The 12973-nt window shown below is 59.7% G+C and carries 12 protein-coding genes; 7 read left to right on the forward strand and 5 right to left on the reverse strand.

The genetic code is table 11. The features are described from left to right. Window positions 1-42: 42 nt before the first annotated feature. Together ABIE13_RS14885 and ABIE13_RS14890 are read right to left on the reverse strand one after the other, a co-directional pair. The gene (locus tag ABIE13_RS14885; protein ID WP_354444772.1) at window positions 43-1209 is read right to left on the reverse strand and encodes an acyl-CoA dehydrogenase family protein; all 1167 of its coding nucleotides are present in this window, start codon (window positions 1207-1209) and stop codon (window positions 43-45) included. A 49-nt stretch (window positions 1210-1258) separates the two neighbouring features. Next, window positions 1259-2452, reverse strand: a complete 1194-nt coding sequence (locus ABIE13_RS14890; RefSeq protein WP_354444774.1) for a CaiB/BaiF CoA transferase family protein — start codon at window positions 2450-2452, stop codon at window positions 1259-1261. A gap of 241 nt (window positions 2453-2693) precedes the next feature. Here ABIE13_RS14890 and ABIE13_RS14895 point away from each other — a divergent pair, with 241 nt between their 5' ends. Beyond that, the gene (locus ABIE13_RS14895) at window positions 2694-3497 is read left to right on the forward strand and encodes an IclR family transcriptional regulator (protein WP_354444776.1); all 804 of its coding nucleotides are present in this window, start codon (window positions 2694-2696) and stop codon (window positions 3495-3497) included. A 690-nt stretch (window positions 3498-4187) separates the two neighbouring features. Here ABIE13_RS14895 and ABIE13_RS14900 read toward each other — a convergent pair. From ABIE13_RS14900 to ABIE13_RS14910, 3 genes are all read right to left on the reverse strand, one after another. Beyond that, entirely contained in the window at window positions 4188-4916 is a 729-nt protein-coding gene (locus ABIE13_RS14900; protein ID WP_354444778.1) for an NAD(P)H-dependent oxidoreductase, read from the reverse strand. Beyond that, on the reverse strand, window positions 4909-6111 hold the full coding sequence (locus tag ABIE13_RS14905) for an acyl-CoA dehydrogenase family protein (protein WP_354444780.1): 1203 nt from the start codon (window positions 6109-6111) through the stop codon (window positions 4909-4911). Before ABIE13_RS14905 ends, ABIE13_RS14900 begins: the two co-directional genes overlap by 8 nt. A 115-nt stretch (window positions 6112-6226) precedes the next feature. Beyond that, the gene (locus tag ABIE13_RS14910; protein WP_354444782.1) at window positions 6227-7015 is read right to left on the reverse strand and encodes an enoyl-CoA hydratase/isomerase family protein; all 789 of its coding nucleotides are present in this window, start codon (window positions 7013-7015) and stop codon (window positions 6227-6229) included. Window positions 7016-7378: 363 nt separating this feature from the next. Here ABIE13_RS14910 and ABIE13_RS14915 point away from each other — a divergent pair, with 363 nt between their 5' ends. The 6 genes from ABIE13_RS14915 to ABIE13_RS14940 are packed head-to-tail and all read left to right on the forward strand — an operon-like array spanning window position 7379 to window position 12935. After that, a complete protein-coding gene (locus tag ABIE13_RS14915) occupies window positions 7379-7525 on the forward strand; it encodes a hypothetical protein (RefSeq protein WP_354444784.1) in 147 nt (48 codons plus the stop codon). A 10-nt stretch (window positions 7526-7535) separates the two neighbouring features. Continuing rightward, window positions 7536-8330, forward strand: coding sequence for an ABC transporter ATP-binding protein (locus ABIE13_RS14920; RefSeq protein ID WP_354444786.1), 795 nt, complete (start codon window positions 7536-7538; stop codon window positions 8328-8330). Next, complete coding sequence (locus ABIE13_RS14925; RefSeq protein WP_354444788.1) at window positions 8327-9115, forward strand: ABC transporter ATP-binding protein; 789 nt, start codon at window positions 8327-8329, stop codon at window positions 9113-9115. Before ABIE13_RS14920 ends, ABIE13_RS14925 begins: the two co-directional genes overlap by 4 nt. 8 nt (window positions 9116-9123) lie before the next feature. Further along, window positions 9124-11010: an AMP-dependent synthetase/ligase gene (locus ABIE13_RS14930; RefSeq protein ID WP_354444790.1), complete on the forward strand. Its 1887-nt coding sequence runs from the start codon at window positions 9124-9126 to the stop codon at window positions 11008-11010. Next, window positions 11007-11879, forward strand: coding sequence for a branched-chain amino acid ABC transporter permease (locus ABIE13_RS14935; protein ID WP_354444792.1), 873 nt, complete (start codon window positions 11007-11009; stop codon window positions 11877-11879). The genes ABIE13_RS14930 and ABIE13_RS14935 overlap by 4 nt, the downstream gene beginning before the upstream one ends. 9 nt (window positions 11880-11888) lie before the next feature. Next, entirely contained in the window at window positions 11889-12935 is a 1047-nt protein-coding gene (locus ABIE13_RS14940; protein ID WP_354444794.1) for a branched-chain amino acid ABC transporter permease, read from the forward strand. Window positions 12936-12973 lie beyond the last annotated feature (38 nt).

Raw genomic sequence — 12973 nt, forward strand, 5'->3', positions numbered from 1 at the left:
CGACAGCGATAAGGCACGAAGAGTCTGCGCTGTCATGCCGACTCAGTACGATTTAGGCAGGCCCAGCACGCGCTCGGCGATGTAGGAAAGAATCATTTCCCGGCTGACCGGAGCAATCCGCGCGATCATCACTTCGCGCAGATAGCGCTCCACGTGGTACTCCTTCGCATAGCCAAATCCACCATGCGTGAGAATGGCCCGCTCGCAGGCATGAAAGCCGGCTTCTGCGCCCAGGTATTTAGCGGCGTTGGCCTCTGCTCCACATTCGCGACCATGGTCATACAGCCAGGCCGCTTTGCGCATCATGAGATCGGCAGCTTCGAGCTCCATCCAGTTGGCCGCCAAGGGGTGTTGAATACCCTGGTTCTTTCCAATGGGACGATCGAACACGATGCGTTCGTTGGCATAAGCGGCCGCCTTGCGCAGCGCTGCACGGCCTATGCCGATGGCCTCAGCGCCCAGCAACACCCGCTCGGGGTTCATGCCGTGCAGGATGTACTTGAAGCCCTTCCCCTCCTCGCCAATCCGGTCTTCCAACGGAATTTCAAGGCCATCGATGAACAACTCATTGGAGTCCACGGCCTTGCGGCCCATCTTGTCGATCAGGCGCACGTCAATCTTGCTTCGGTCAAGGTCGGTGTAGAAGAGAGACAGGCCGTGGCTATGGCTTTGGCACTCTTCTATCGGCGTGGTGCGCGCGAGCAGCAGAATCTTGTCGGCAACTTGAGCCGTAGAGATCCACACCTTTTGGCCATGCACCACATAGCGGTCACCTTGGCGCACCGCCCGCGTCTTGAGCTGCGTCGTGTTCAGGCCGGTGTTGGGTTCGGTCACACCGAAGCACGACTTGAGTTCGCCCTGGACAACGGGAGGCAAGTGGCGGCGCTTTTGCTCTTCGCTGCCAAACACCACGAGGGGCATCAAGCCAAAGATGTTGATATGGAACGCGCCGCAGCCACTCATGCAGGCGCCGGTCTCGGCCACGCTCTGCATCATCAATGCGGCTTCGGTGACGCCCAGCCCAGATCCGCCATAAGCCTCAGGAATGGCAATGCCCAGCCACCCAGCCTTGGCCATGGCCGCGTAGAAATCGTGCGGAAACTCACCACTGCTGTCGTGGTCCAACCAGTAGTCCTCGCCAAAGGGCGCGCATGACTGGGTGACGGCTTCGCGAATAGCCTGTTGCTCGGAGGTCAGTTCAAAAGACATGGACGTTGAGTTCCTGTGGTGTTTCTCGTGTCTTGATGGTTTTTGGGAGCTAGCCGAGCACACCCTGCGTTTGCAAGGCTTTGATCTCGTCGACACCGAACCCCGCCTTGCTCAAAACTTCTTCGCTGTGCTGCCCACATCGAGGAGCAGGTCGGGTTGAGGCCGGCTGGGTGCGCGACCAGGTCGCTGCGTGCCGCATGGTGCGCAAGCGCCCTTCGGTTGGGTGTTCCTCGTGGCCGAAGAAACCGGTGGCGACCAGGTGTGGGTCCTCGAATATCGAGTCGAGGGTGTTGACGGGGGTAGACGGAATGTCGGCCGTGTTCAAGCTTTCCAACCAATCCGCCGTGCCGCGCGTACTCATGATGCGTCCGACCTCGGCGTACAAGGCATCGACGTGTTCAGTGCGCGTGGTGAGATTGGCCAGCCGGGGATCAGTTTGCATCTCCGACTCGCGCCCGAGCAGGCGCAGAAAACTGTGCCATTGCTTGTCGGTATAGATCAGCGCGCAGACGAAGCCATCCTGCGTTCGATAAGGTTTGCGGCTGCGAGAGAGCAGGCGCGCATAGCCACCGCCATCCAGCGGCGGCTCAAAGCTGAGCCCGCCCAGGTGGTCTGACAGCACGAAACCGACCATGGTCTCGAACATCGGAATGTCGATGCGCTGCCCGCTTCCGCTCCCTTGGCGCTCACAAACAGCAGCGAGGATGGCGGCGACAGCCGACAGCCCTGTGATGCGGTCAACGATGGCCGCGGGCACGTACTGCGGATCACCGCCATTCGCGCGTGCAAACATGGAAGACAGAGTGCACGCGCCCTGGATCAGATCGTCATAGGCCGGCTTGGCTGCATAGGGGCCGTCTTGCCCGTAGCCAAACATGCCCGCATAAATGATGCGCGGATTGACCTCTTGCAGCGCTTCGTAAGACAGGCCCAAGCGCGCCATGGCTTGTGGCCGCACGTTGTAGACGAAGACATCGGCCTCAGCAACCAGACGCAACAGCGCAGCCCGCCCTGCTGCTTGCTTGACGTCCAGCACAAGGCTGCGTTTACTGCGGTTTGTATTCAGGAATATGGGGCCCATGCCGGGCGTGCGTGCCGGCCCGATCCCGCGCACGACATCCCCCTCTGGCGCTTCGATCTTGATCACATCTGCACCCATGTCCCCCAGCCACTGCGTGCCATAGGGCCCCATCAACACCGATGTCATGTCGATGATGCGCAGGCCTGCCAGGGGTCCACTCATACCGCCCTCCTTGGCTTTTCAACCTCCGCCTGGCGCAACCAAGGGAAGCTGTGCTCCCACGGCAAGGAAATGCCGACTCCAAGACCCACACCGGTGGAGGGATCTTGAACAGATCGGGTTTGTTCTGATATCAGAATACCTATTTCCATATAAGAATTATTTGAACCAATGAACTAAGCTGTCAACCAGACTGCGGGTAATCACCAAGCTCAGATAATTCAGTTTCATCTCCGCCCGAACCATGCTCACCTCATCCTCCGAAGACGAAGACCGTGCCGCACCGCCTCGCGCGCCCCTGCGGGTCATGCAGGTCATTGCGACATTGGCAAAACATAGAAACGGGCTTTCGCTGTCCCAGCTCAGCGAGGCATTGCAGCTACCCAAGACCAGCCTCTTCAGCCTGCTGCGCTCGCTGGAATCAGGCGGCTACATCATTTCCGAGAGTGGTCACCACCGCCTTGGGCAAGAGACACACAGCCTGGCGGCCCTAATTCAGCACACCGATGGCTTTCCAGGCAACGTGCGGCCCTGGTTGAGCCAGTTGCACAAGGCATGCGAGGAAACGGTCATGGTGGGCGTCCCGGCCGACAACTGGCGCCACCTGGTGTACGTGGACGTGATCGAAGCCAGCAGCTGGCTGCGCTACTCAGCCAACGTCGGCGCGCACAGGCCGCTGTACTCCACGTCTCTCGGCTTGACCCTGTTGGCGTTCGCACCGACGGAGCAACAGCAACGCTATCTGGAGACTTCTCAATTCGAGCCTGTGACGGCGCACACGATCACCACCCGTGAGGGGTTGATGAAGGCTTTTCGCCAGATCCAGGAGGAAGGCTGCGTGTGCAGTGCAGGTTCGATAGAAGGCGCTACCGGAGTGTCTGCCCCGGTGTTTGACAGCGAAGGAAAGCTCTATGCGGCCGTAGGCATGGCGGGACCCACGACGCGCTACGCACGCAACGTGGAGCGCTTTGTTGATCTGGTGCGGCAATGTGGGGCGCAGATGTCGCGGGCGCTGGGCTACGACGGGCGGTATCCGGGGAAGGGCTGATGAATTGATAGGGATGTGCTCGGTGCGGTGGACCAACTAATGCCGCGAACGCTCAACCGCCGTCGCCCTCACCGGTTGGCCGGCCCCCGGTTGGCCGGCCCCCGGTTGGCCGGCCCCGCCCCACCCTCTCCCCTAGCCGGGCGCCCGCTTGCGGGAGAGGGAGTAAAACCGCTCGTTTGCGACTGATACGTGTAGGGCCGAGCGAAGCAATGGCCCGAATCAGGTTCCCAACCCCTTTGGCCGTGCCGAGGAGCGTAGGGCCAGGGGCGGGCAAGAGCACTGCAAGGTGCTCTTGCTTCGTGAACTAGCTTGCGGCAGCTGTTTGAACGTAGAGAGCGAAGCGAAAGAAGTGAGTTCTGCCGCGCCGCCCCTGGACCGAGCACCACAGGTTGCCCGTAGCGTAGCGGAGGGACACGGACAGTGGGGCCGCCTTTCTTTTGCCTACTTTTCTTTGGCGGAGCAAAGAAGAAGTAGGTGCGCTGCCGGGCGCACATCCCGGCCTCCGACCTCAATGCAAGAGCAGAAGGTAATTATTAATCGCAGCGATTCAATCAACCGCCGCTTGCCCTCACCCCCACCCTCTCCCCAGGGGGAGAGGGAGTTAACACGGCGTGCCCTCACCGGATGGCCGGCCCCCGGTTGGCCGGCCCCGCCCCACCCTCTCCCAAAGGAAGAGGGAGAGGATCAAACTCAATTCGCCCGAACCCCAACCCCTAACGCATCCCCATGATCCGCCAACCGCGGCATAACCAACGGCACCAGATCATTCATTCCACGCAAATACAACCGCCATTCAGCCAATATGTCAGCCCGCCCCTCATCACCAACGTAAGGCACCTGATACCCCACGAACGGCGGCAATACCTGCATGCCCGTAAATCCAAGAACACCTCTCTGAAGGGGCATCAAAATGTCGTTCATCTCACCGTTCAGAGAGTTCGGCCCATATGCCTGCGAAGGCGCACCCGTGGTCACTGCGACAAGCGCCGTCTTACCAGCGAGCCGCCCCAACTCAAACACTGCGGAGCGGCTATAGACAACTCCAGACAGAAACACCCGATCAATCCAGCCCTTGAGGATGGCGGGCATACCAAACCACCACAGAGGAAACATCAGCAGCAGCAGATCGGCTTCGAGCAAGTGATTCAGCTCGGTTTGAATATCTGCAGCCAGGCTGCCATCTTTCCAGCTGCGGCGCTGCGCCAGGGAAACGTTCAAAGGCTCATGGGTGTCAGGCGCCGGGAAGTCGCTGTGATCTACAGTCGCCTTGAACCGCATGGCGTAAAGGTCTGACACCGTCACGATGCAGCCCTGGCTTTCAAGCTCCTCGACGGCGGTCGCACGCAGCGCGGCGTGAAAGGAGCGCGGCTCCGGGTGAGCACTCACCAGGAGCACGCGGCGTGGCACGGGCTCACCCACGCAACAACTCATCGCTGATGATGATCTTGCGCACCTCCGTCGTTCCGGCACCAATCTCCAGCAGCTTGATGGACCGGTACAGACGATTGATCTCGGACTCCCACATATAGCCCATGCCACCGTGAATCTGAACCGCCTCGTTCAGGACTTTGTTCATCGTCTCGGCGGCGTACATCACCGATGCGGCTGTGATCTTGTGCACGCTGCCCCGTCCTCCGCCGCCAATCTCCAAGTCGTTGGCCGCGCGAAGCGCCTGGTAGGTAAACAGACGCATGGATTCGATCCAGACGTACATATCCGCAAGCTTGGCGCGGATCATCTGGAAATCCGCAATCGGCTTGCCAAACTGCACGCGGGTGCGGGCATAGTCCAGCGAAAGCTCAAGCGCACGCTCGCAAATGCCCAGGCAGATCGGTGAAATCATGGAGCGCTCCAGATCCAGACCGCTCATCACCACCTTGACCCCTTCGTCCAGCCCACCCACCAGATTGCGCGCCGGAACACGGCAATTCTCAAACACCAGCTCGCCCGTCTGACTGCCTCTGAAGCCCATCTTGATGAGCTTTTGCGCCACTCCGAAGCCCGGCATATCCTTCTCGACAATGAAGGCGGAAATCCCTTTGGCACCACGCGCCTTGTCGGTCTTGGCGTAGATCAACAGCACGTCTGCCACAGGACCGTTGGTGATGTAGATCTTCCTGCCATTGAGGACGTAAGCATCTCCATCCAAGGTCGCCGTGGTGGCCATGGAGCCCAGTGCATCCGAGCCCGCCCCGGGTTCTGTCAGACCCAATGCGCCTGTGAGCTTGCCGCTGCACAGGCCAGGCACGTAGCGCTGACGGATGTCTTCATTGGCGTTGCGAAAGATGTTGTAGAGACACAGGTTCTCGTGCGCCACCCAGCTCAAGGCCAGCGCATGATTCCAGCGGGAGAACGCTTGCAGGACCAACCCACTGGTGAACAGATCCATGCCGGCACCACCCAGTTCCTGGGGAACCGGAATGCCGAAATAGCCATTGGCACCAATCTTCCCAAACGCTTCAGGCGGCCACCACTCTTCATCGTCCATGCGTTGAGACAAGGGATAGAGCTCGGCGCGAGCGAATCGATCAGCTTGATCGAGAATCTCTTGCTCATCGTCAGAAAGGCCGGAGAAGCGCTGCGATGCGCTCATGGTGGAAGCAGTCGTGTTCATTGGAATACTTGAAAAGGTGAAAGGGAAAGATCAAAGAAAGCGCATGAAGGACTCACGAGCCTGTAGTTTTGGAGTCTGGCAAGCGAAGCTCCATGACTGCGGAGACACCTGCTGCTCATGACTTACTCCTGGTCGCGCCGCGTGACGCAAAAGCGGCGACTCTTCTTGCGAAATCCTCCCCTCCCGCGCAACGCTGGAACGCAGCCATCTCACGATCAAGCTGAGCCTGCAAGGCATCACGGCTTTGCACGGTTATCAGTTGCTTGAACTCCGCCACAGCCTGCGGAGCCAGAGCTGCCAGCTTGTGTGCCCAGAGCTGCGCCTGGGCATTCGCGCTATCGTCATCGACCACGGCATTGATGAGTCCGAGCTCATGCGCCTGTTCTGCAGAGAGCGTATCGTGCAACGTGAGCAATTCAAACGCGCGCACGCTTCCCACGCGCTGCATCAGACGGAAACTTAAGCCCCCATCGGATGAGGCGCCCAGCTGCGCATACGCGGTCACGAAACGCGTACCACGCGCTGCCAGCACCAGGTCACACGCCAGTGCCAACGAAATACCTCCGCCTGCGATCGCCCCCTGCACGCTGGCGATCACCGGTACTTTTGCTCTGGAAATCACCATCACTGTGGCGTGAAAGCTCTCGATCATGCGGCCGATAAAGCCTGGCAGGTCATCTGCATGGTCATGCATGGCCATTACGTCGCCGCCGCCGGAAAAGGAGCGGCCTTCGCCACGCAGCACGATGGCACGAACACCCGGAGCCACCACGGTCTGCTCGAACGCCTGGCGCAACGCTTCGAGCGTGCCGTAGTCAAGCGAATTGAATGACTGCGGCCGGCTGAGCGTGATGGTGGCGATGCTTTGATCAAGGTCTACACGCACGGATGAATCGTTGCTCATAAGTCCCACAAGAGGTTTGCGTGTGAGGAAAGCCCAAACACAATATTGACCATGACTCAAAAACTTCCATCAAGGCCTTGAATTAGATATTTGATCGGGCGCGTTTGGAAGAGTCTCATCCCTAGTGTTTACCCCTAAATTCCATATAAATCATGCAAATAAACATGTACCCCTCTCTATGAAAGAATCCAAGAGCACCATGAAATTGAAAATTGAGTCTTACTCATAAACTTATTGACACTGTCATTTTGAGACCGTACTATCCATCTCGCAGTCCAAGTCACTGCCACGGAGACAACGGTTCACAAAGCCTCTCAAGGTTCGTCAACCGGCCGATAAAAAGAGTACGTACTGGAGACACCGATGCCCGACCATGAGCACCCTGGAGCACAAGCAGACGCTGCCGCGCTCCGCCTGACTCAAAGGCTCACCGAGAGCAGCAGCCTCATCACGATGGCTGCCCGAGCCTGGAATGCGTTTGCCGTGGTCGATCACCGCGGCAAGCCTTGAACGCGCCGCCATGTTGACCATCACCAACTTGCAGGTCTACTACGACCGCGCCGTGGAGGCCTTGCGAGATGCCTCGTTCGAGGTGCAGGCTGGCCAGATCGTGGCGCTGCTCGGGAGCAATGGAGCAGGAAAGTCCACGGTGCTTAAATCCATCTCTGGAGTTCTCTACCCTGAAGACGGGGAAATCCTGGGCGGAAGCATTGCCTACGAGGGCACGTCTCTGGCCGGCCTGGCCCCGCACGAAATTGTGCGACGCGGCATCGTTCAGGTCCCGGAAGGACGGCGCCTCTTCGACAAGCTGACTGTTGAAGAGAACCTGCTCATGGGCGGCTACTCGCGCCCGCTCGGCGAAATCAATGCGGCCCTGGATCAGGTGTTCACGCTGTTTCCCGATGTCAAGCAGCATCGCTCGCGTGTTTCAGGATATTTGTCCGGCGGCCAACAGCAAATGGTGGCCATAGGCCGTGCGCTGATGTCGCGCCCCCGCTTGCTCTTGCTGGACGAGCCCTCTCTAGGCCTGGCACCTCAGATCATTGCGGAAATATTCGGTGCCATCCGCCGCTTGCGTGACGAGCAAAAAATGACCGTGCTGCTGGTCGAGCAGAACGCGCAACTGGCCCTGTCGGTCGCTGACTACGGCTACATCATGGAAAGAGGCCGGGTGGTCCTGGATGGTGAGCCGTCCAAGCTGCTCTCCAATGAGGACGTCAAGGAGTTCTATCTGGGCATGGGCGCTGGCGTTGACCAGCGCCGCAGCATGCGTGATGTCAAGCACTACAAGCGCCGCAAGAGGTGGCTGTCATGACCCCCCTACTCGAACTCAGCGGCGTCTCCAAGCGTTTTGGTGGACTGGACGCGCTCTCCGGAATCGACCTGAAGGTGATGCCCGGTCAGATCTACAGCGTGATCGGCCCCAACGGCGCAGGCAAGACCACGTTGTTCAACATGGCCTCCTGCCTGCTGCATCCAAGTGCCGGGCAGATCCGCTTCGGTGGCCAGGACATCACTGGCAAGCCAGCACACCTCATGCCTCGGCTGGGTATGGCCCGCACCTTTCAGAACCTGGCCGTGTTCAAACATGAAACGGTCATAGACAACATTCTCACCGGCATGCACACCCACCTGAAAACCGGGATTTTGGGGGCTGCTCTTTTCTGGGGTCCCACCAGGAAAGCAGAGATCGCAGCCCGCGAGGCGGCGGAAGAAATCGTGGAATTCCTTGAGATAGAAACGATTCGAGATGTGCCCGTGGGCACGCTCTCCTACGGCTTGCAAAAGCGGGTGGAGCTAGGTCGCGCACTGGCCATGCGCCCTCGCCTGCTGCTGCTGGATGAAATGGTCTCAGGTATGAACCAGGAAGAGACCGAAGACATTGCGCGGTTCATCCTGGATATCCGCGAAGAACGCGGCATCACCGTGATGATGATCGAACACGACATGGGCATAGTCATGGACATCTCGGATCACGTTGCGGTGCTCAACTTCGGCCGCAAGATTGCCGATGGAACGCCCCAGGAGGTATCTGCCCATCCGGCGGTGGTGGCTGCTTATCTGGGTGTGGCGGAGAACGCCGCAGGGGGTCAGCCATGAGCCGCCATGTGACTGACTCTGCCGATCGCGAGCTTCCGCCCGGCGTGCTCCAAGGTCAAGCCACCTTGCCAGGGCTGCTGCGCTACCGCGCTCGCCTGACGCCGGAGCGCATCGCCTTGCGAGAAAAGGTTCGCGGTGTGTGGGTGGGCATCACCTGGGGCGAGTACTTCGAGAAGGTGCAAGCCTTCGCGCTCTACCTTCGCTCGCAAGGATTTGGCCAGGACGACAAGCTGGTCATCGCATCCGATGGCACGCCAGACTGGTTCTACGCCGATCTGGCCGCCCAGACTCTGGGGGGAGTGACCGTGGGCATCTATCCCACCAACCCCTGGCCTGAGCTTCAATACATCGTTCGCCACTGCCGCGCCAAGTTCGCTGTTTGCGGCGATCAGGAGCAAACCGACAAAGTTCTGGAAGCCATGCGACAAGGAGAAGGCTTGCCTGATCTGCAACGGGTATTGACCGTAGACATGAAAGGGATGCGCCACTACCGGGACGAAGGACTGACCTCGTTCGAGCAAGCCTTGTCCGAAGGGCGGGAACTGGCACGAGATCCCAAGCAAGTGGCCTCGCTGGATGCAACGCTTGACGCGCTGAAACCGGAGCAGGATGCCCTCATTGTCTATACCTCGGGCACGACAGGAATGCCCAAAGGCGCACGCATTGCCCACCGCGGAATCATTCACAACGCGACTCAGGTTGGCCTGGTACAGGGATACGCCGGCCGCTCCATGTCGGTGGTCTGCTACCTGCCTTTGTGCCACGTGGCTGAGCGTTTGATGTCGCCCGTGGCTCAACTCGTGCACGGCAGCGTGGTGTATTTCGCCGAGTCCATCGACACGGTGACGCAAAACCTGCGTGAGATCGGCCCTGGCTTCTTCTTTGGCGTGCCTCGCATCTGGGAAAAACTGCAACAGCAGATCATGATCACCTCGCAAGAGGCCAGGCCATGGGTGCGGCGGTGCTTCCGAAAAGCGCTGGCCATCGCTGAACCCATCGCCGAGCGCAGCATTGCCAATGGGGACCAACCCGTCAACTGGCGTGACGCGGCCATGGCCAAGCTGCTGCGCTGGCTGGTGTTCAGCAACCTGCTGGCCTCAGTGGGCCTGGACAGAACCTGGATGGCCATGACAGGCGGCGCCGCCATCTCGCCCAACGTAATCCTGTTCTTCCGGGCGATGGGATTACCGATCTATCAGGTCTACGGCATGACCGAGAGCAGCGGCGTCACGCACGCCCAATGCCATGGCCATGCACGCCTGGGTTGGTGCGGCCCGCCGCTTCCCAAGGTGGTGGAGCAGCGTCTGGGTGATGATGGCGAACTGCTGGTACGCGGGCCTATCGTCTTCAACGGCTATCTGTACGACGAGGCTGCCAGCGAGAAGACCCTGGAGGGCGGATGGCTGCACACGGGTGACATCGTGGAGATCGATCCGACCACCAGCGAAGTGCAGATTCTCGACCGCAAGAAAGCCATTCTCATCACCAGCGGCGGCAAGAACATCACGCCCACGCTGATCGAGAACGCCCTGAAGGACAGCCTCTATATCAGTGAGGCCATCCTGCTGGGCGATGGCCGCCACTTCCTGGCTGCATTGATTCAGATTGATCTGGACTCGGTGGGCAAATGGGCGCAGGAGCGAGGAATCGCCTATACCACCTACGAATCGCTTGCCTCGCTGGAGCAAGTGAGGGAACTCATTGACAAGGATGTACAGCACGTCAATGCCCACTTTTCACGCGTCGAAAACATTCGCAAGTTCGTCATCCTGCGCAAGCAACTGGACCACGACGATGGCGAGCTGACGGCCACCATGAAAGTAAGGCGGAACGTCATCGAGAAGAAATTCTCTTCCGAAATTGCGCAGATCTATGGCAAGGAGGCCACCGCATGAGCTACTTCCTGAACCTCCTCATGTCCGGTCTGGTGATCGGATCGCTCTACGGCCTCATCGCCATGGGGTTTGCCATGGTCTACCGCGCCACGGGCATGGTGAACTTTGCGGTGGGAGAGGTCATGATGATGACCGCCTACATCAGCTACAACCTGGCACAGGTTCCGGGGTTGGGCTTTATGGGCGTCTTCCTGGCCATGCTGCCGATCTCCATGCTGCTGGGCTGGGCCATTGAGCGGGTCTTCATTCGTCCCATGCTGGGCGAGCCCATGTTCTCCCGCGTCATGGTGACCATAGGCCTGGCGGTGGTCATTCGCTCGGCCGTCATCCTGATCTGGGGCGTAGAGCCCCAACCCTACCCTCGCCTGCTGGGCGACGAGGTGATCCGTCTGGGCGAGATGGCGCTCTACCCCAGCCAAATTTTCTCTCTCTGCATCATGGCGTTGCTATGCCTGGTGATGTGGGCGTTCTTCCGCCACTCGCGGGTGGGCATCGCGATGCGAGCCACCTCGAATAACGAGACGACTGCATTGCTCATGGGCATCAATGTCAATCGCATCAGCGGGATTGCCTGGGCACTTTCCTCATTCTTCTCTGCGATGGCGGGCCTGGCGTTCTGCCTGATGTTTGCACTGGAACCCGAGGTCTCGCAGATGGGCCTTCGCGGCTTCCCCGCCACCATCCTGGGCGGTCTGGACTCGGTCGTGGGCGGTGCCTTCGGCGGGCTGGTGATCGGCGTGGCAGAGAACATGGCGGGCGGCTATCTGGGCCGCGGCCTCAAGGAAATTGCCGGCTTCGTTCTGATCATAGTGGTGCTGATGGTCAAGCCCTACGGCTTGTTCGGCCAGCGTGAAATTGAAAGAGTCTAGGAGCCCCGCATGCGTACACGTAGCTACAAGACGTCTTATTCCGACCTGGTGGCGCTCAGCCAATACCAGTCCACCTGGATCTGGGCCATTGCGGGGCTGATGGTGCTGGCTTTCGCACCCGTGGTGCTCGGCTCGCACGGCCTGAGCATCCTGTCGGTCATCTTCGTGATGGGCATCGGCATACTCGGACTGAATCTTCTGACCGGCGTAACGGGACTGATCTCGCTCGCGCACGCAGGCTTTCTCCTGATTGGTGCCTACGCCCAGGCCATTCTCACGACGGACTACCACTTTCCCGTCTGGCTGGCGGTCTTTGCGTCCGGCCTGGTCGCGGCCATTGCCAGCCTGGTGGTGGGAGTACCGTCGCTGCGCCTGAAGGGCCTGTATCTGGCCATCACGACGCTGGCCTTCACCTTCATCGTGCGACATGTGGTGCTGTTTGCCGAAGGCCTGACGCGCGGCTCCGAAGGCATGGCCGTAGAGCCGCTTGTATTGATGGGTTATGCGGTCAAGAGCGACGTGTCATTTTTCTACGTGGCCCTGGCCATGGTGGTCCTGTTTGTGTTGCTGACCTTGAACATCATGCGCTCACGCATCGGACGCGCCTGGCTGGCGGTCCGCGACCATGACATTGCTGCCCGTGCCATGGGCATCAGCCTGATGCGATACAAGCTGCTCGCGTTCATGGTCTGCGCCTTCTACACAGGAGTGGCGGGTGCGTTGGTAGCACTTCAGACTCGCTACATCAATGTGGACACCTTCAGCATTCTGGTCAGCATCGAAGCCTTGGCCATGGTCATCGTGGGTGGCTTGGGACGCGTACACGGCGCTCTGCTGGGAACCGCCTTGATTCTGGTGCTGCCCGAGCTGCTGAGCTTCGGTTTCTCGCTGGCAGGCGACCGCTTCACGACGCTGCTGTCCGACCGCATCTACGAAATCAAAGGACTTCTCTACGGGGTCGTGATCCTGGCGTTTCTTCGCCTGGAGCCGGAAGGTCTGGCGGGTATCTGGCGCAAGGTCAAACGCTTCTGGGTGCATTGGCCCCTGTCGCAATGAGTCAAGGCTCAGTAAAGACAGGGATTGTGGTGGCAAGG

The sequence above is a fragment of the Ottowia thiooxydans genome (assembly GCF_040548795.1).
GTDB lineage: Bacteria > Pseudomonadota > Gammaproteobacteria > Burkholderiales > Burkholderiaceae_C > Ottowia > Ottowia thiooxydans_A.

Bases quoted from the DNA above. Each gene is read 5' to 3' on its own strand.
- ABIE13_RS14925 (WP_354444788.1), top strand. From the start codon at position 8,327: ATGACCCCCCTACTCGAACTCAGCGGCGTCTCCAAGCGTTTTGGTGGA.
- ABIE13_RS14940 (WP_354444794.1), top strand. From the start codon at position 11,889: ATGCGTACACGTAGCTACAAGACGTCTTATTCCGACCTGGTGGCGCTC.
- ABIE13_RS14915 (WP_354444784.1), top strand. From the start codon at position 7,379: ATGCCCGACCATGAGCACCCTGGAGCACAAGCAGACGCTGCCGCGCTC.
- ABIE13_RS14935 (WP_354444792.1), top strand. From the start codon at position 11,007: ATGAGCTACTTCCTGAACCTCCTCATGTCCGGTCTGGTGATCGGATCG.
- ABIE13_RS14890 (WP_354444774.1), bottom strand. From the start codon at position 2,452: ATGAGTGGACCCCTGGCAGGCCTGCGCATCATCGACATGACATCGGTG.
- ABIE13_RS14905 (WP_354444780.1), bottom strand. From the start codon at position 6,111: ATGAACACGACTGCTTCCACCATGAGCGCATCGCAGCGCTTCTCCGGC.
- ABIE13_RS14910 (WP_354444782.1), bottom strand. From the start codon at position 7,015: ATGAGCAACGATTCATCCGTGCGTGTAGACCTTGATCAAAGCATCGCC.
- ABIE13_RS14920 (WP_354444786.1), top strand. From the start codon at position 7,536: ATGTTGACCATCACCAACTTGCAGGTCTACTACGACCGCGCCGTGGAG.
- ABIE13_RS14895 (WP_354444776.1), top strand. From the start codon at position 2,694: ATGCTCACCTCATCCTCCGAAGACGAAGACCGTGCCGCACCGCCTCGC.
- ABIE13_RS14885 (WP_354444772.1), bottom strand. From the start codon at position 1,209: ATGTCTTTTGAACTGACCTCCGAGCAACAGGCTATTCGCGAAGCCGTC.